Here is a 17,640-nt window from a genome sequence, read left to right on the forward strand (position 1 = left end):
GTTCTCTAACTATTAACTAAAATATACAACGACAAATATTGTTCCGAAGTATAAATTAAAAGGTGGATAAGTCTTAAATTTTTACTAAAACTTAAATCAAAACTAATTAAAGAAAAAGATTTTTAAAAAAGCGTACTAGCTAATCCTTTAGAACTTATTACTTTTATATTAACAATACTTGAATATGGAAGAGAATACAACTGTGCTAGAACTTAAAGATGTAGCAATATTTCAAAAAGATAGCTTAGTACTTAATGAGGTTAGTTTACATGTACAAAAAGGAGAATTTGTTTACTTAATAGGAAAAACTGGTAGTGGCAAAAGTAGTTTTATGAAAACACTTTATGGCGATTTACCTCTAAAACAAGGCTCCGGGAAAATTGTAAATTTCGATTTAAAAACACTTAAAGAAAAAGACATTCCGTATTTAAGAAGAAAACTAGGTGTTGTATTCCAAGATTTTAAACTTTTACCAGATCGCAATATTAATAAAAATCTACTTTTTGTCTTAAAAGCTACAGGCTGGAAAGATGCTACTAAAATGAATAACCAAATAGAAAAGGTTTTAGACAAAGTAGGCATGAAAACCAAAGGATTTAAATTTCCTCATGAACTTTCTGGTGGCGAACAACAACGTATTGCTATTGCTCGTGCTTTACTTAATGACCCCGAACTTATTATTGCCGATGAGCCTACTGGTAATCTTGACCCACAAACTAGTGTTGAAGTAATGAAAGTTTTACAAGAAATAAATAAAGCTGGCAGAACCATACTTATGGCAACTCATGACTATGCTTTAATACTAAAATACCCCGCTAAAACATTAAAATGTGACGCCAATAAAGTATTTGAAGTGGTACAAAGAGCTGTTTAGATGGTTGATGGTAAGAAGAAAAACTTTTTCAAGTAAAACCCGACATCAAAAAGGTGTTTTTTTAACAAAGAGCTAAAAGCCAAATTCACTCAATTTAAATTAGTCAAACAATCTTTTTACATTTCTTTTCGTTATTTTGGTAGTTAAACAATAAAGTATTGATGGAAGTTTTAGGAATAGATATAGGTGGCTCTGGAATGAAAGGAGCTCTAGTAGATACAATAACTGGCGAAATGACTACGGAGCGTTTTAGAATACCTACACCTCCCGACAGAAAGCCTAAAGAAATGGCAGTAATAATAAAAAAGATTGCAGAGCATTTTAAATACAAAGGACCTGTAGGTGTTGGGTTTCCTACAATTATTAAACACGGAGTATGTAAATCTACTGGAAACTTACATAAATCTTGGTTAAATTTAAATGTACACGAACTATTTAGTGAAGTTACTAAACTTCCTGTTACGGTAATTAACGATGCAGATGCTGCTGGTTATGCTACCATGAATTATGGAACAGGAAAAGGCAAAGACGGCCTTGTAGTTATGATTACTATTGGAACAGGATTGGGAAGTGGTATGTTTTTAAACGGAGAACTAATTCCAAATTTTGAATTAGGGCAAATACCATATAAAAAATATAAAAAAATTGAACAATGGGCCGCAGGTTCTGCCAAAGACCGCGAAGACCTATCCTATAAAAAATGGGGGAAACGTTTTAATACCTTTTTAGAGTATGTTGAAATAATTACATGTCCAGACTTGATTATATTAGGTGGCGGAGTTTCTAAAGATTTTAAAAATTTTAGCAAACAAATAACTATTGATACTCCTGTTATACCTGCAGAATTAAAAAATAATGCTGGTATTATAGGTGCTGCTGCAGCTGCGCTGCACCAAGCTCCAAAAGATTAAAAAACAAAAAAAGCTTCACTTTTTTGTTTATTACAACTGCCTAATATTACTCTAAAACTTTTGCTCCTTCTGGTTTAGAAAAATAATTTTCTGGCACGGTTGAAGAAAAAGAAATATCGCTAATTTCAATTTTAGTGATGTATTCCCCTAAATCGCCATCTTTAGACCAGTGCGTTTTTAGCCCAGCGGGTAAATCAATACCATCTACTGTTTTCCAATCTACAATCTCCATAATCTTTTCTGGTGCATGTCCTCCATTAGGAAAATAGCCAGGGTACGAAACTATGTATAAGATAGCACTCATTTTATGCGTGGTCTTATTAAAATATAATTTATAATAATCATCTGGAGCAGCACCAGTACCAGAAGCAAATGTTACTTTAATAACATCTTGCATTGCTCCCTTATATTCTTTGTCTTCTAAAAGTTCTAAATTAACCCCTTCGCCATCTAATACAAATGGGTGTCCAAAAAGGTATATTGGTGTTAATGCCCAAAATTTAGTATCGTATTTAAAAGCAGTACTATCTGCTTTAATCCAAGCTTCTTTACCATCCCATCCAAAAATAGCATCTTTATCTTCCATACTATGGTGCCTGGCTTTATTATTCCAAGTATCTACCGTTTGGTATGAATCTCTTTGCTTTTTATCTTTTTCTAAAGGCTGATAGTTAAACCTAAAAGAAATATATCCGTTATTAAACCACTTTTCTAAACCACCTTGCTTTTCCATTCCATTCCATAAAACTCTTCCCGCATCAGTAGCATTTAATCTTGCTTTCGCTTTTTCAACTCTTTTCTGAATCCAAATATCTGGAATAGAATATCCCCCTTTCTCTATAATTACTTCGTTTTCTACTTGTTTTTTAACAGCTTCTTTACAGGAAACAAATCCTAATATTAAAACTACAGTAATAATTTTAAATATATTTTTCATCATTAAATATTTTGCTTAGGAAATAATAGTCGAACTCTTTCTATAACCTAACATAAAAACAAAAAAATCTCAAGAAATAAATTCTTGAGATTTTTTATAAATTATCTTAATTATAATTAAGCTATTTTATTACGCTTACGCTCATTTTCTGTTAAGTATATTTTACGTAATCTTAAGTAAGATGGAGTTACCTCTACATACTCATCTTTTTGTATATATTCTAAAGCTTCTTCTAAAGAAAATTTAATTGCTGGTACAATTTTAGCTTTATCATCTGCTCCTGAAGAACGTACGTTAGAAAGTTTCTTAGTTTTGGTGATATTCACCGCCATATCATCTCCTCTAGAATTTTCTCCAATAACTTGTCCTTCGTAAATGTCTTCTCCTGGATCTACGAAAAACTTACCTCTATCTTGTAATTTATCAATAGAATAAGGAATAGCTTTACCAAGTTCCATAGAAACTAAAGAACCGTTTTGTCTTTGCGGAATATCACCCTTCATTGGTTGGTATTCTAAGAATCTGTGCGACATAATTGCCTCACCTGCTGTAGCAGTTAATAATTGGTTACGAAGGCCTATAATACCTCTAGACGGAATTAAGAACTCGCATACCATACGGTCTCCTTTTGCTTCCATACTAGTCATTTCTCCTTTACGCATAGAAACAAATTCTACCGCTTTTCCAGAAACTGCTTCAGGTAAATCTATCGTAAGAGCTTCAATAGGCTCGCATTTAACACCATCAATCTCCTTAATAATTACTTGTGGTTGTCCTATTTGAAGTTCATATCCTTCTCTACGCATAGTTTCTATTAAAACCGAAAGGTGTAACACTCCACGACCAAATACTAAAAACTTATCTGCACTATCCGTTTCATTTACACGTAAAGCTAAATTTTTCTCAAGCTCTTTTTGCAATCTTTCGTTAATATGTCTAGAAGTAACAAACTTACCATCTTTACCAAAGAAAGGGCTATCGTTAATAGTAAAAAGCATACTCATGGTAGGCTCATCTATAGCAATAGTTTTTAATCCTTCTGGTGCTTCAATATCTGCTACGGTATCTCCAATTTCAAAACCTTCAATACCAGTAATAGCACAAATATCTCCTGTAGCTACTTCTTTTACTTTTAGTTTTCCTAAACCTTCAAAAACAAAAAGTTCTTTTATTTTAGATTTTACAATGCTACCATCTCTCTTTACTAAAGAAACTTGTTGTCCTTCTACCAAAGTTCCTCTTTGTAATCTTCCAATTGCAATACGACCTGTAAAAGATGAGAAATCTAAAGAGGTTATTAACATTTGCGTGTTTCCTTCTTTTGGCTCAAAAGATGGCACATGTTCTATAACCATATCTAACAATGGTTCTATATTTTCTGTTTCTTTTTTCCAATCTTCACTCATCCAGTTGTTTTTAGCTGAACCGTAAACTGTTGGAAAATCTAGCTGCCATTCTTCAGCACCTAACTCAAACATTAAATCAAAAACTTTTTCATGTACTTCTTCCGGAGTACAGTTTTCTTTATCTACTTTGTTTACAACCACACAAGGTTTTAAACCTAAATCAATCGCTTTTTGTAATACAAAACGTGTTTGTGGCATTGGGCCTTCAAAGGCATCTACCAACAACAAAACACCATCTGCCATATTTAATACACGTTCTACTTCTCCACCAAAATCGGCGTGACCTGGAGTATCAATAATGTTAATCTTTGTCCCTTTATAAACAACAGAAACGTTTTTAGAGGTAATAGTAATACCACGTTCACGTTCCAAATCGTTATTATCCAAAATTAAATCTCCTGTATTCTGGTTCTCGCGAAACAGTTGACAGTGATACATAATCTTATCTACCAAGGTTGTTTTACCGTGATCTACGTGCGCAATAATGGCAATATTCTTTGTTGTTGACATAAATAATTTATTTAATAGCAGTCTTAATAGCTATTTTAAGCGTGCAAAGATACTTTTATTTTTTTGATGCTAGCTAATAGTTGTGTTAATTTTACATGACTGAATATCAGCAAATTACTTCTTCTTCTTTCGAATCACCCATCCAAAGGTTGTATGCAGAATAACTCCAACCCCTTTTTCGTGGTTATTAAAGCTATAACCAACCCCTCCTTCTATTTTAAAATTAAATCCTTTTTTATAAGTACGTTGAAAACCATATATAGGTGCAATTACACCCGTAATATTATAATTCTTCTGTAAATCTCCCAATATTGGATTTCCACTTTGTAACCAAATACTACCTGAAACGTAATTACCTGTATTACCTGAAATATTTTTGTTCTTTCTTAATCTTCTTTCCATGTTATAGTAATAACGGTATTGTCCCACAAAAGCAGGATAAACTCCATATAATGTTTCGCAACCTGTACAACCCTTAGCTTCAAAACCTATAGTAAACTCTGTTGCTAAAGTTGTATTTTTAGATAACCCTTTTTCATAAATAAAGCCTGGTGTAAAAATATTTATAGCAAACTGATGGTCTTCTACATTTTTAAAAGATTGTGCTTTTGAAAGGAATGAAAACGCTAATAAACAAATTAAAAAACTGATTTTTTCCATAAGAATATTCTGATAATTATTTAAGTTTCCTATTTATCAAATACCAAGCCAAAATTGTATCTTTGCAAACTTAATTGTAAGAAAATGAAACTAAACTTAATACCTCAAATAAAACATACAGATAACAATAATTTTTTTTTACTTTCTGGCCCCTGTGCTATTGAAGGAGAGGATATGGCTTTAAGAATTGCCGAAAAAATAGTTTCTGTTACTGATGCTCTCAAAATTCCATATGTGTTCAAAGGAAGTTTTAAAAAAGCGAACCGTAGTAGAGTAGATTCTTTTACAGGTATTGGGGATGAAAAGGCATTGAAAATTTTACGCAAAGTATCTGAAACTTTTCATGTTCCTACAGTTACCGACGTACACACTAATGAAGATGCTGCAAGAGCTGCCCAATATGTAGATGTACTTCAAATTCCTGCTTTTTTAGTTAGGCAAACCGATTTAGTAGTTGCAGCTGCAAAAACTGGTAAAGTTGTAAACCTTAAAAAAGGACAATTTATGAGTCCGGAAAGCATGCAACATGCGGTGACCAAAGTAACCGATTCTAATAACCAACAAGTTATGGTTACGGATCGCGGGACTATGTTTGGCTACCAAGATATGGTTGTAGATTTTAGAGGCATACCAACCATGAAACAATTTGCCCCAGTAGTATTAGACGTAACCCATTCTTTACAACAACCCAACCAATCTTCTGGAGTAACTGGTGGAAGACCAGATATGATTGAAACTATTGCCCGTGCAGGTATTGTTACTGGAGTAGATGGAATTTTTATGGAAACCCATTTTGACCCTGCTAATGCTAAAAGCGATGGTGCCAACATGTTACATTTAGACCATTTAGAAGGCCTTTTAACTAATTTGGTTGCTATTAGGAAAACTGTGAATTTATTGTAAGAGTTTATTTAAATTAACTATTTGATTCAAATACTTTTAACATGCTTAAAAAAAATTTTAATACTTTTCTTTACTTTTCCTATATCTATTTTTTCACAAAATAAAAAACCTCATCCGTTTGGGGAACTTTTAAACTCTGAAAAAAATCTAGTAATTTATACTAAGGATACCACTGCCAGTGCCGTAGTACTATATGAACGAGGAGATAACTATTTTAAAGTTATTAAAAACCGAGTAAGATTAGTAAAAGATTTTCATATAAAAATTAAAATACTCTCCAAAAAAGGGTTTGATGCAGGAACAATTTCAATTCCTTTTTATCACAACGAAACTTCTACAGAACATATAAAAAACTTAAAAGCTATTACCCACAATGGAACTACAAAAACGTTTCTTCAACCAAATCATATATATACAAAAGATTTATCTGAAAGGTGGAAAGAAAAAACCTTTACCTTCCCTAATATTAAGAAAGGTAGTATTCTAGAATATCAATACCAGCAAGTATCCCCATATTTTTTTAATTTAAACGGTTGGGAGTTTCAATCGAGTATTCCTAAAATGCACAGTGAATTTAATGCCAAGATACCTGGTAACTATATTTACAATATAATACTAAAAGGGAATCATAAGCTAGATGTTAATGATGTAACTATTGAAAAAAATTGCTTTTATATAGAAGGGTTTCCTGAACCTGCAGAATGCGAAGTTTTAAAATATGTAATGAAAGATATTCCTGCATTTAATGAAGAAGAGGAATATATGTTGGCGGCATCTAATTATAAATCAAAAATAGAATTTGAATTATCAGAACATCATGATTTCAATGGAACTTCTAATAAATACACCAAGTCTTGGAAAGATGTAGACAAAGAATTTAGAACTGATAAAGACATTGGAAAACAATTAACAAAAAAAAAAATTCTTTGAAAAAAATGTTCCAATAGGTTTATTAACCCCTGAAAAAGACACTCTCAAAAGAGCTAAAAAAATATATAATTTTATACAAAATCATTTTACTTGGAATGGTAAATATTCTTCCTTCGGAAGAGCTCGCGTTAAAGAAGCATTTAATGCAAAAAAAGGAAATGCATGGGAAATAAACATGTCACTCATTAACCTGCTAAATACTGCTGGAATACCAACTAAAATGATGCTTATTTCCACTAGACAGAATGGTCTTCCCAAAACTTCGCATCCGGTTATGATTGATTTTAATTATATTCTCGCTAAAACAAATATTAATGGTGAAACCTATTTATTAGATGCTACCGACAATTATATACCTTTTGGCTCTTTACCTTTCAGAACACTAAACCATTATGGTCGAGTTATGGATTTTAAGAACGATAGTTCTTGGGAAAAAATTATACCTAAACATGGAAGTAGAGAAGCCGTTATAGGTGAAATAAAATTTGACCCTACCACTAAAAAAACAAATGGGACTTTAAGCATTGTTAATAGCGGATATAGAGGAATTAGTAAACATCAAGAAAAGAATGAAATAAACGAGGAAGAATACATTAACAAACTAGAAGAAAGTATTTCTGAAGGTTTTGTAATTACTGATTATCTTTTTGATGAAGAAAAAAACACTCCTTTAAAAACACAAGAATTAATTACGTTTGAACTGGAGGATAGTTTTAAAGAAAAGATGGTTTATTTAAATCCTTTTCTTGTGAAGTTCTTCAAAAAAAATCCTTTTTTAAGTGAGAACAGAAACTTTCCAGTAGATTTTGGATATAAAAGGAGATACACCTACATAATAAATATAGAAATACCAATAGGTTACATCGTACATGAATTACCTAATAATAAAAATATAAAATTCGGAGATAATTATGGTCTTCTCCGTTTTTCAGCGCAGCAGAATTCGAATAATATTGCTTTGTCCTTTGATTTATCATTAAATGAAACTCATTTAGAGGCTGAAAATTACTCCGCGCTCAAAGAATTGTTTAAATATGTAACTAGCATTCAAAACAACAGCCTTTTAGTGCTAAAAAAAGAATAAGCCACAAACAAGTATCTGTTTTATTAACCAAAACTAGATTAAACAAGTTTTTTCCTACAACAAAATTATTTAAAAATCGTTAATAGAAAAGCCCAAATAGTAATTCAATAAAAATGAAACCTACTTTTCTACGTAACAACCCTTATTACACAAAATTGTTATTACTTTCTTTTTTGTGTGCCCTAGCTTTGTTATACAGAGTAGTAACAACGCATAGTATTGATTTTACTTTTTTACTATGGAATTTATTTTTGGCGATTTTACCATTGGTTTTATCTAAAACTATTAGATATACTCCTAAAATACACGCTTCTAAACCAGTACTTTATTCATTGTTAATTTTATGGGTTCTTTTTTTACCCAATAGTCCATATATTATTACAGATTTTATTCACTTAGAAACAGGAAAACCTACTATGTGGATAGATCTTTTTATGTTATTTATTTTTGCTCTTAATGGGGTATTATTAGGTGCTTTATCTATGATAGATATTTTTTATTTTCTTACTAAAAAATACACGCAAAAAATAGCTAACTATACGCTATTTACAACTTGTTATTTAAGTGGCTTTGGTATTTTTATTGGTCGTTTTTTTCGTTTTAACTCTTGGGATATTATAGCTAGACCCAAAATTTTATTTTACTGCCTTTATAAATGCCTTTTCTTATGGGAAGCATGGCTATGGATAATAGGTTTTGGAAGTTTTATGTGGGTATCATTTTTGGTACTAAAACCTATAATGCGCACTACAAAACAAAATAATTTCTAGATTCTATTCTTTACCATCTACATAGTCTTGTAAATAAGAATACCGTTCTGTAAGTTTTCCATTTTGTGTCATTCTAGCTCTGTATAAAACACCATCTTTATCCGTATTAAAAAAAGCAGGAATTACATGTTTTACAAAAGCAGTCCCAAAACCTTCACTAGCATCTCTAGGAAGCTCGCAAGGCAAATTATCTACCGCCATTACAGCAATAGCCTTAGAGTCCTTAAAATCTATTTCTTTTTCTGTTTGTGGATCATAACCATACACAGGGTCTGCAATGGTTGAAGGTCTTATGGTTGTAGCCACAGGGCCGTCTATATCACAACTAACATCGGCTACTACTTTTATTTTAAAATCTAGATGTTTAGCATCTTCCCTTGTAAATAAATATGGAGCACCGTCGCCATAAAAATGGCCAGCAATATAAAAATCAGTTACTTTAGTAAATCTTGTAAAATTAGTTTTGTATTGCTCAGGATTTGCAAAAAAGTCTGCTTTATTACCACGTACACCATCTTTACGTTTGTTATAATCCGATGCATCTATTTGGCAATACACAGGTTCTTTATAATCTTCCTCTAAATATTGGGTAATATTTACTTTTCTAATTTGCATGGCATCTAACATTTCCCTGGCACCATTACCTACTCTCCCCTTTCCGGTTAGCATAATTTTTATGTTCGCCAGTTTTATTTTTCTTAGATGATTTATTAAATCTTCTTGGTCCTTTAAATTTTCTGCTTTCGGTAACTCAAAAGTATTGTATTTTAAACCATAAGTTCTAAAACCATTATACGCTCCTACAATCCCAGCATAACGGCCAAAAGCAACTACACGCTGCTCTTTTGTATTGGTAATAACCTCATGGTCGTACATTTCTATATTCTTTTCTAGAATAGCTTTTAAAAGTTTTCTATTGTAAGGCTGTTTTTTAATCGTATGCGAAAAGAAAAAGTATTTTTTATTCGGAAGTAATGCTTCAACAGGAACCTCTTTTACACCAATAAGAACATCACATTCCTCCATCGTAGATGCCACTGTTATTCCAGAAGCACTGTATTCTTCATCTTTAAAAACACGAATACTAGATGGTTCTACAATTATTTTTGCCTCTTTAAACTTATTTTGTACTTGTACGCAAGCTTCTGGTGATAATACAACACGGCGATCTGGTGGATTTTTACGTTCCTGAATAATTCCGAATTTCATAATTACAATTTCATAACTTATATTGTTATTTTAGTTGTAAAAATAACAACAGAAGAGTCTAACCGCAAAACTTTTTTTGGAATACTTTTTGAAGTACCTTTGTTAGCTACTTTTTAGTATACGTTCAAGATTAATATAAGTTTTATAATTAATAGAGCATAGTTCTTTGAAAAAAATAAGGAGAGAATTAAATACTGACTAGACGCCCTTCGGCTTCGCTCAGGATCTAATTCGTATACAATCGGCAAAGCCGATGTAACTCATTAAGGGGCCGACTGGTTTTGACAGCGAGACTAATTGGAATATAAGCATGCCGAGCTTTGTTATGTGGCTCGTTAATCTCATGTATCACACTTTTAATTGGCGAAAATAATTACGCTCTTGCCGCTTAATCTGAATTATAGTAAGATTAGCCTCGTCTCTACTAGGTAGAGAAGCGAGATGTCCCTGAATAGCCTCTGTCGACGGCGATTCAACTCGGGGCACCATAAATGTCGATATAAGGATATTGTTGCTTTGGCAGTATCACTAAAACTTAAAGAAGCTAAGTATGTATTGGGCGGTTTCTAGTCAGGTATGTATCTAAAATTAAATAGAAACTAAGCACGTAGAAAGTATTGTAATTACTTGTTTGGACGAGGGTTCGAATCCCTCCGGCTCCACTTTTTAAACATCAAATTAACACAAAACTCTGTAAATATTTATTTTACAGAGTTTTTATTTTTATTTTATCTGGTTTAGCAAAAAATTATATTCATATAATTTTTTCATATAAGAAACGTAAACAATCTAAAATGCCTGAAAATATTATAAATTATAAGATAGGTTTAAAACCTTGCCAAGGCAATATTTGTTTTAAGTACAAAAGTAAATAACATTAACGACCGTAGGATTTGAATACTAAGCACGATGGATTTGAAATCGTAAGTTCCTTTGGCAATTTTTTAAGTTTTCCAGTTTTAATATTACGACGAAAAACAACAACATTATCTGTAAATTGATTGGCAACTAAAAGAAAATTACCTGACGGGTCTATCGCAAAGTTTCTAGGATGCTCCCCAAAGGTATCTTGATGGCCTTGTAAAACCAACTTACCAGTTTTTTCATCAATTGAATAAATGGCAATAGAGTCTTCATCTGGCCCTCTATTAGATGCGTATAAAAATTTTCCATCTGGCGATATATGAATATCTGCAGCTCTATAAACATTTTGTTTATTATTGTATGTTAAATAATCCTCTATAAAATTTAAGGCTCCGTTTTTATAAGAATATGCTGTTACGCTTCCACTCAATTCTGCTATACCATAAGCAAAAACACCATTTGGATGAAAGGTAAAATGTCGTGGACCACTACCAGGCTTAACCTTTACAAAGCTATTAGATAATAAATTTAATGTATCTTCTTTATCTAACTGAACTTCAAAATTCCATATTTTATCAGACCCCAAATCTTGAGCAAATAAATACTTCCCATCTGGCGAAAAATTAGTAGAGTGTATATGAGCTTCATCTTGTCTACCTTTTACAATACTACTGTCCTTAAATTTTATGATTTGATCTAATGGGGTTAACTCTCCATCTTTTTTTATTTTGTATACAGAAAAACTAGCATCTGTATAATTAGAATTAACTAGGTATTTTTCATTTTGATGTATTGACAAATGAGCAGGATTTCGACCTCCAGAATCTTGCGTATTCAATAATTTTAAGTTCCCATCTAAAGAGTCTATCGCAAAAGCAGCTACTTTTCCATTATTTGGTAGTTGACTTTCTAAAACGGAGTACAAATATTTGCCGTTTGGTGCAATTTTTAAAAAAGAAGGGTTAATTAATTTCTCTGCTGTATTCAATAAAGTTAACTCGCCTGACGTAGTATCCAATTCATAAACATAAATACCATCACTAAGCACGCCTTCAGTAAAACTACCAATGAATAACAAAGTTTTTGAGGTATTTACATTACAAGAATTACATATAATTAATAGAAGTACTAAAAGCCTAACATATTTCTTCATAAACTTAAATTAAGGAATTAAAGGAGTATTATTTTTTCTGATACCAAATGTAATAATTGAAATAGATCGCACTATAAATAACTTAAGAAATTGTGTTCTCCTTTCTAAAAATATTTTTTTAAACTCTTTAATACCAATATTGATAGTTTGAGCCTAGTATTTAACTAACAACTCTAATCCATATTACTTAATAATAGTCAAATAAGTACCTTTAAAATTCTGATTCATTACCATTACCTTTATATCTGAAGGTGTATTATCAGGAATAATCTCTATCGATGCTTTACCGTTGGCCATACTAATAATTTCACTTCCTGTAGGAGTACCTTGATTCTTTAAACTACGACCACCCTCTAAAGTTTGAAAATATACTTTTTCTTCATAATCCAAACATCTTAGGCCATTTTCATCTATGGCTGTAGCGGTAATCATAAAGTTTCCGTTATCCATTTTTTCAGATGTTAATGACAATTCTTTAGCCACATTATTCTTCGTAAATCTATAATTTACGTCAAGAATATCTTCAACCACAGTTCCATTTTCATCTTTAGCCTTAGCTTTAAACTCATTTTTTCCTTCTAAAAATTGAATATCCCAAGTTAAACCTGAAGCCGGGAATTTACCAATATCTTTTATTCTAGTCCCCAACGATTTACCATTATGATATAATGTTACTTCTTTACAATTACTAAATACATTAATTTCTTTTACCAAACCTTCTGGCCCTTGTCTTTCTGTCCAACTATGTGATTCTATATATGCAAAAGGCTCTTTTGCCCAATAACTTTTAAATACATAAAAAGCATCTTTAGGCTTACCAGAACGATCTACTAAGCCTTTTTGGTTCATGTACGGTATATCATTTTCAGGACGTAAAGGGGTCCCAAAATCTTTAAACGCCCATTGGGCGTTACCTACAAAACTAGAGTCTGACTCAGAGATTCGTAAATGCCAATCAAAAAGGTCTACAATGTAATTCTCGCTCCAGTCACCTATTTGTGCAATATTTGCCACTTTGGTTTGTACAATCGCCTCTTCCCATCCATCTGAATTAATGACTCCTTCTCCTGTAATAGGGTTTTCTGTATGCCTACCAACATGACTTGACCCGCCATACTCAGCATGCAAAAAACTTTTATACTGAGGTTTATAGGTGTCTAATGCTTTTTGATAACTTTTATAGCTCCCTGAATACCAACCCGACCAAATAGAGGGCGAAAACACATCTACTATATTTGCACCTTCATAATACTTACGAATAGCTGTTTTTCTACTAGGATCCATGGTATGGGAAATGGTATTAAGTTCAGACAGAAAAGTGTTTATTTTTTCTGTATTATTACCGTTTTCAAAATCTGGCAACCAATATATTTCGTTACCCAAAGACCAAATTATAATACTTGGATGGTTGTAATTTTGGCTGATAATTTCTCGCAACATGTTCTTGGTATTAGTTTGCCAAACATCTCCTCCCAAACCACCACGACACCATGGTAATTCATCCCAAACTAAAAGTCCTAACTCATCACAAGCTTTATATATTTCTGGATCTTGAGGGTAATGCGCCAAACGAACAAAGTTTGCTCCCATTTCCTTGATTAGCTCCATATCCTTTCTATGAAGTTCATTAGACATTGCCGCCCCAACACCTGCATGTTCTTCATGTCTATGCGTACCACGAAGCAATAATCGTTTTCCGTTAAGGTAAAAAGCACCATGATCTTTAAATTCAAACCATCTAAATCCTACATGTTCTGAAATTTCGTCTTGGATCTTATCATTGTTCAACAAAGAAACATGTAAGGTGTAAAGATTAGGGTTTTCCGTATCCCAAAGATTAGGGTTTTTAATGTTTTTAAAGTTGATTTCTGAAACGCTTTTATTAACATCAAAAATATCTTCTAGAACAGTGTTTCCATCAGTATCAGTTAATATTGCTTTTATTTTTGTCTCTGATGAATTTTTAGCATTACGTATATTTACTGTTGCATATAGTGATGCATTTTTTTCTGAAACTTTTGGTGTTGTAATCTTAAGATTTGTAAGATGTTGAGTTGGTTTTTCCTCTAACCAAACATCTCTTGTAATACCACCAAAAATAAAGAAATCGCTTTTTTGTGATGGAATAACCTCAGGATTATAACTGTTATCAGCTCGAACTAAAACTTCGTTTTTTCCTTTTTTAATGACACTTGTAATATCTACTTCAAAGCCAATATAGCCACCAATATGCCCGCCTACTTTTTTACCATTAACATAAATTTCACTTTCAATATTTACGCCTTCAAAGTATAGACTATAGTTTTGCCCAATAATTAGTGTTTCTACATGCAATTCTTTTTTATACCAGCTTGCACTCCTTCTATAACCCGGTATAACATCAGTAGCATCTAACGCATTCCATGTATGTGGTAAATCTATAGAAATCCATTTGGTTTGTTCTAAAGCATCATCTAACGAGTTTGTATTATTTTCTATGTACAACCAATCATTATTAATGTTTGTTTTACTACGAATACTGTTATTTTCTGAATATGAATTGCATGATAACATCATAAAACTCATCCAGAAATATATAATTAACTGGGAACTGAAAGCTTTATATTTCATTTTGTGTTTTTATACTAGAGTAATAAAATAGACTTAACCCATAAACTATAGGCTAAGTTTGATTTACTTGTATTTGGCTTCTAATTGATGCTTTTTTTTACTTTAAAGCCTTTAAACGTAATAAAGTTTGTAAAAAATAGTAATCGCCATAAACAATAGGCTCATCCATTTCATGACGTTTTGACCAATCACCAAAACTATGGTCTAGTATAAATGGAATATTTATATCTTTTGGTAAAATATAATTAGAACTTTTTAAACTATTAACTACCTTTTTGCTATAGTTTAAATAAGCTTCATTTTTTGTGTATTGGTATAACTCTACCAAAGCTGAAGCCACAACTGTTGCTGCAGAAACATCTCGAGAGACATTTGGAATGTCTGGATGTGAGAAATCCCAATACGGAATACCATCTTTGGGCAAATCTTTATGATTTATAAAAAAATTGGCTGTTTTTACAGCTCGATCTAAATATTTTTTATCTTTTGTATATCGGTATACTGTAGTAAAGCCATTTATAGCCCAACCCTGCCCTCTAGCCCAAGCAGAATTGTCATTAATACCTTGATGGGTAACACGCCCTCTTACTTGTCCAGAATTAGTATCATAATCTAAAACATGCCAAGTACTATGGTCTTCACGAAAATGGTTTTTCATGGTGGTATTCGCATGCTTAACCGCTATTTTATGAAAAGTACTATCTCCTGATATTTTAGTAGCTTCAAACAAAAGCTCTAGATTCATCATGTTATCTATAATAACAGGAAACTGCCAAATATCTGCATTAAAATCCCAAGAACGTATACTACCTACTTTGTCATTAAACCTTGTAGATAAAGTTTTAGCACTCTTTATTATGATATCCTTGTAATTTTGATTGTCTTCAACTTTCAATCCGTTGCCAAAACTACAAAACACCTTAAAGCCCATATCATGGGTTCTGTCATTATGCTTTTCTTTTTCTATATAAGCAGTCCATTCTTCTGCTTTATCTTTAAAGCCTTCGTTACCAGTGAGCATATAAATTTGCCAAAAACTTCCAGCAAAAAAGCCACTAGTCCAATTTTCAGAAGGTACTTTTTTTATTGTAGTTGTTTTTGGGTTATAGCTTCTTGCAAAAGCTGTGGAATCTACTTTATAATTTAGAAACTTATTGTATCTAGCCTGTAACAAAGCTTCTATAGTTTCTTTACTGTCTACTACTTTATTTTTATCCTTGGATATACATGATACACATGTAAATCCAAGGATAATAAATATAAAACTAACTCTAAACATTAAACTCAATATTATTTAGTAACCAGTGTTTTGTGGCTCTAAGTTGGGGTTTCTTTGTAACTCGTCATTAGGAAGCGGGTATAAATAATCTCTTGAGGCCGTAAAATTTGGTCGTTCCTCAAAACCACCAGCACCAAATGCTGTGGCTCCTAAATCACGTCTCTTAATATCGTACCAGCGTTTAAACTCAAAAGCTAGTTCCCATCTACGTTCTTCTAGTACCATATCTCTAAAATCATCTTGAGATAAACCTGCTACATCTTCTGGAAATGCCGTCATAACACCTGCTCTATTTCTTGCACGAGCCCGCACTTTATTCACATAACCATCCGCTTCTGTAGTACCAGGAGTTACTTCATTTAATGCTTCTGCTGCTATTAATAACACCTCTGCATAACGTAGTTGTGCATAATTATGTTCCGAACCACGACCGTTTCCATTTGATGTTTGCCCAGTAAATCTAGAATATTTAGCTATATAGGCACTCTGGATGTTTCTGGCATCATAGGTTGGAAAATTCATAAAATTATCCTCCACTCCATTAAATATACCTGTTGTATCCAGACTTACTGCTTTTCTATAATCCCTACCATCCCAACGATTATATACTTCTATACTTGGTACAGCTACAGACCATCCACCACCAATATCTCCAAATTGATTTGCTCTAATACCAGTAAGTGCTGGCATATAATCTTGCCCATAATTACCATCTCTAAAACCATTAAAATCTAATGTAAATAATGCTTCTTTTAAACCACTTTGTTTTGTGGCATCAAATAAATCTTGAAAATCGTTTGCAAGTTCTAAACCAAATCTTCCCTCATTATCAATTACAAACTTTGCTTCATCATAGGCTTCTGGAAAATTATTCATGGTTAAATGTACCAATGCTAAGTACCCTGCTGCTGTAGCTTTAGATGGTAATGCGGATGACGATTGTGTATCTGGCAACCATTGCTTTGCAAATTCTAAATCTGAAATAATATTTACGTAAACATCGGCTGCAGGAGTTTTAGATATTTGCGAAGCTGCTGTGATGTCTTGTACTGGTGCGTCAAAATAAGGGATATCTCCAAAAAGTCTAACTAAGTGAAAATAAGTATACGCTCTTACAAAATAAGCTTGAGCTACTACTGGATTTAAAGTCTCATCAGCTAAATCTAGAGCATTTCCGCCAGCAATAGCCTCATTAGCTCCAGCAATAATCTGGTAAGTTCTTGGCCAAAACGCTGTAATCATACCATTGTCATCTGCCACAGCAAAATTATCATGATCTTTACGTCTACCTGCTGTTCCTTGGTCTCCAATGCCTACCATATCGCTTCTAAGCAACAATGGTAAAGAAAACTTTCTACCCCAAAAACTTTCTTCTGCCATATTACCATAACTACCATTAATAGCAGTTTGCACATCTTGAATTGATTTGAAAAAACCGTCTGGTGATAATACCGATACTGGCTCTTCTTCTAAATCTGAACATCCGATAATTGGTAACACCAACAAAAGGAATAAATATTTTAATTTTTTCATCGTTATA

The 17,640-nt window shown here is 32.4% G+C and carries 14 protein-coding genes and 1 other RNA gene; 7 read left to right on the forward strand and 8 right to left on the reverse strand.

The features are described from left to right. Nucleotides 1-184: 184 nt before the first annotated feature. Entirely contained in the window at nt 185-874 is a 690-nt protein-coding gene (locus Q0945_RS01455) for an ATP-binding cassette domain-containing protein (RefSeq protein ID WP_299430037.1), read from the forward strand. Between the two features lie 161 nt (nt 875-1,035). After that, entirely contained in the window at nt 1,036-1,785 is a 750-nt protein-coding gene (ppgK, locus tag Q0945_RS01460) for a polyphosphate--glucose phosphotransferase (protein ID WP_299430039.1), read from the forward strand. A gap of 46 nt (nt 1,786-1,831) precedes the next feature. On the opposite strand, the gene Q0945_RS01465 is transcribed toward ppgK, so the two are convergent. From Q0945_RS01465 to Q0945_RS01475, 3 genes are all read right to left on the reverse strand, one after another. Beyond that, nucleotides 1,832-2,725, reverse strand: a complete 894-nt coding sequence (locus Q0945_RS01465) for a hypothetical protein (RefSeq protein WP_299430041.1) — start codon at nt 2,723-2,725, stop codon at nt 1,832-1,834. A 113-nt stretch (nt 2,726-2,838) separates the two neighbouring features. Then, nucleotides 2,839-4,638, reverse strand: a complete 1,800-nt coding sequence (typA, locus tag Q0945_RS01470) for a translational GTPase TypA (RefSeq protein WP_299430043.1) — start codon at nt 4,636-4,638, stop codon at nt 2,839-2,841. A gap of 114 nt (nt 4,639-4,752) precedes the next feature. Beyond that, a complete protein-coding gene (locus Q0945_RS01475; RefSeq protein ID WP_299430045.1) occupies nt 4,753-5,298 on the reverse strand; it encodes a hypothetical protein in 546 nt (181 codons plus the stop codon). Nucleotides 5,299-5,382: 84 nt separating this feature from the next. Between Q0945_RS01475 and kdsA the strand changes: the two genes are divergently transcribed. From kdsA to Q0945_RS01495, 4 genes are all read left to right on the forward strand, one after another. Beyond that, a complete protein-coding gene (kdsA, locus tag Q0945_RS01480) occupies nt 5,383-6,201 on the forward strand; it encodes a 3-deoxy-8-phosphooctulonate synthase (protein WP_299430047.1) in 819 nt (272 codons plus the stop codon). Nucleotides 6,202-6,222: 21 nt separating this feature from the next. After that, a complete protein-coding gene (locus Q0945_RS01485; protein ID WP_299430049.1) occupies nt 6,223-7,131 on the forward strand; it encodes a DUF3857 domain-containing protein in 909 nt (302 codons plus the stop codon). A 13-nt stretch (nt 7,132-7,144) separates the two neighbouring features. Next, on the forward strand, nt 7,145-8,215 hold the full coding sequence (locus tag Q0945_RS01490; protein ID WP_299430308.1) for a transglutaminase-like domain-containing protein: 1,071 nt from the start codon (nt 7,145-7,147) through the stop codon (nt 8,213-8,215). A 113-nt stretch (nt 8,216-8,328) separates the two neighbouring features. Continuing rightward, complete coding sequence (locus Q0945_RS01495; protein ID WP_299430051.1) at nt 8,329-8,985, forward strand: DUF1361 domain-containing protein; 657 nt, start codon at nt 8,329-8,331, stop codon at nt 8,983-8,985. A gap of 3 nt (nt 8,986-8,988) precedes the next feature. Here the strand turns inward: Q0945_RS01495 and Q0945_RS01500 are convergent, their stop codons facing one another. After that, a complete protein-coding gene (locus Q0945_RS01500; RefSeq protein ID WP_299430053.1) occupies nt 8,989-10,194 on the reverse strand; it encodes an NAD(P)-dependent oxidoreductase in 1,206 nt (401 codons plus the stop codon). A 267-nt stretch (nt 10,195-10,461) separates the two neighbouring features. Here Q0945_RS01500 and ssrA point away from each other — a divergent pair. Further along, nucleotides 10,462-10,859, forward strand: a transfer-messenger RNA (tmRNA) gene (ssrA, locus tag Q0945_RS01505). Nucleotides 10,860-11,071: 212 nt separating this feature from the next. On the opposite strand, the gene Q0945_RS01510 is transcribed toward ssrA, so the two are convergent. From Q0945_RS01510 to Q0945_RS01525, 4 genes are all read right to left on the reverse strand, one after another. Then, a complete protein-coding gene (locus Q0945_RS01510; RefSeq protein WP_299430056.1) occupies nt 11,072-12,211 on the reverse strand; it encodes a lactonase family protein in 1,140 nt (379 codons plus the stop codon). A 183-nt stretch (nt 12,212-12,394) separates the two neighbouring features. Beyond that, entirely contained in the window at nt 12,395-14,821 is a 2,427-nt protein-coding gene (locus Q0945_RS01515; protein ID WP_299430058.1) for a glycoside hydrolase family 2 TIM barrel-domain containing protein, read from the reverse strand. Nucleotides 14,822-14,918: 97 nt separating this feature from the next. Continuing rightward, complete coding sequence (locus Q0945_RS01520; protein ID WP_299430060.1) at nt 14,919-16,100, reverse strand: glycoside hydrolase family 88 protein; 1,182 nt, start codon at nt 16,098-16,100, stop codon at nt 14,919-14,921. Between the two features lie 15 nt (nt 16,101-16,115). After that, nucleotides 16,116-17,633, reverse strand: a complete 1,518-nt coding sequence (locus tag Q0945_RS01525; protein WP_299430062.1) for a RagB/SusD family nutrient uptake outer membrane protein — start codon at nt 17,631-17,633, stop codon at nt 16,116-16,118. Nucleotides 17,634-17,640 lie beyond the last annotated feature (7 nt).

Origin of the sequence: uncultured Maribacter sp. (genome assembly GCF_947500405.1) — a bacterium.
Lineage (GTDB): Bacteria > Bacteroidota > Bacteroidia > Flavobacteriales > Flavobacteriaceae > Maribacter_B.

Bases quoted from the DNA above. Each gene is read 5' to 3' on its own strand.
- Q0945_RS01455 (WP_299430037.1), top strand. From the start codon at position 185: ATGGAAGAGAATACAACTGTGCTAGAACTTAAAGATGTAGCAATATTT.
- ppgK (WP_299430039.1), top strand. From the start codon at position 1,036: ATGGAAGTTTTAGGAATAGATATAGGTGGCTCTGGAATGAAAGGAGCT.
- Q0945_RS01465 (WP_299430041.1), bottom strand. From the start codon at position 2,725: ATGATGAAAAATATATTTAAAATTATTACTGTAGTTTTAATATTAGGA.
- typA (WP_299430043.1), bottom strand. From the start codon at position 4,638: ATGTCAACAACAAAGAATATTGCCATTATTGCGCACGTAGATCACGGT.
- Q0945_RS01475 (WP_299430045.1), bottom strand. From the start codon at position 5,298: ATGGAAAAAATCAGTTTTTTAATTTGTTTATTAGCGTTTTCATTCCTT.
- kdsA (WP_299430047.1), top strand. From the start codon at position 5,383: ATGAAACTAAACTTAATACCTCAAATAAAACATACAGATAACAATAAT.
- Q0945_RS01495 (WP_299430051.1), top strand. From the start codon at position 8,329: ATGAAACCTACTTTTCTACGTAACAACCCTTATTACACAAAATTGTTA.
- Q0945_RS01500 (WP_299430053.1), bottom strand. From the start codon at position 10,194: ATGAAATTCGGAATTATTCAGGAACGTAAAAATCCACCAGATCGCCGT.
- Q0945_RS01510 (WP_299430056.1), bottom strand. From the start codon at position 12,211: ATGAAGAAATATGTTAGGCTTTTAGTACTTCTATTAATTATATGTAAT.
- Q0945_RS01515 (WP_299430058.1), bottom strand. From the start codon at position 14,821: ATGAAATATAAAGCTTTCAGTTCCCAGTTAATTATATATTTCTGGATG.
- Q0945_RS01520 (WP_299430060.1), bottom strand. From the start codon at position 16,100: ATGTTTAGAGTTAGTTTTATATTTATTATCCTTGGATTTACATGTGTA.
- Q0945_RS01525 (WP_299430062.1), bottom strand. From the start codon at position 17,633: ATGAAAAAATTAAAATATTTATTCCTTTTGTTGGTGTTACCAATTATC.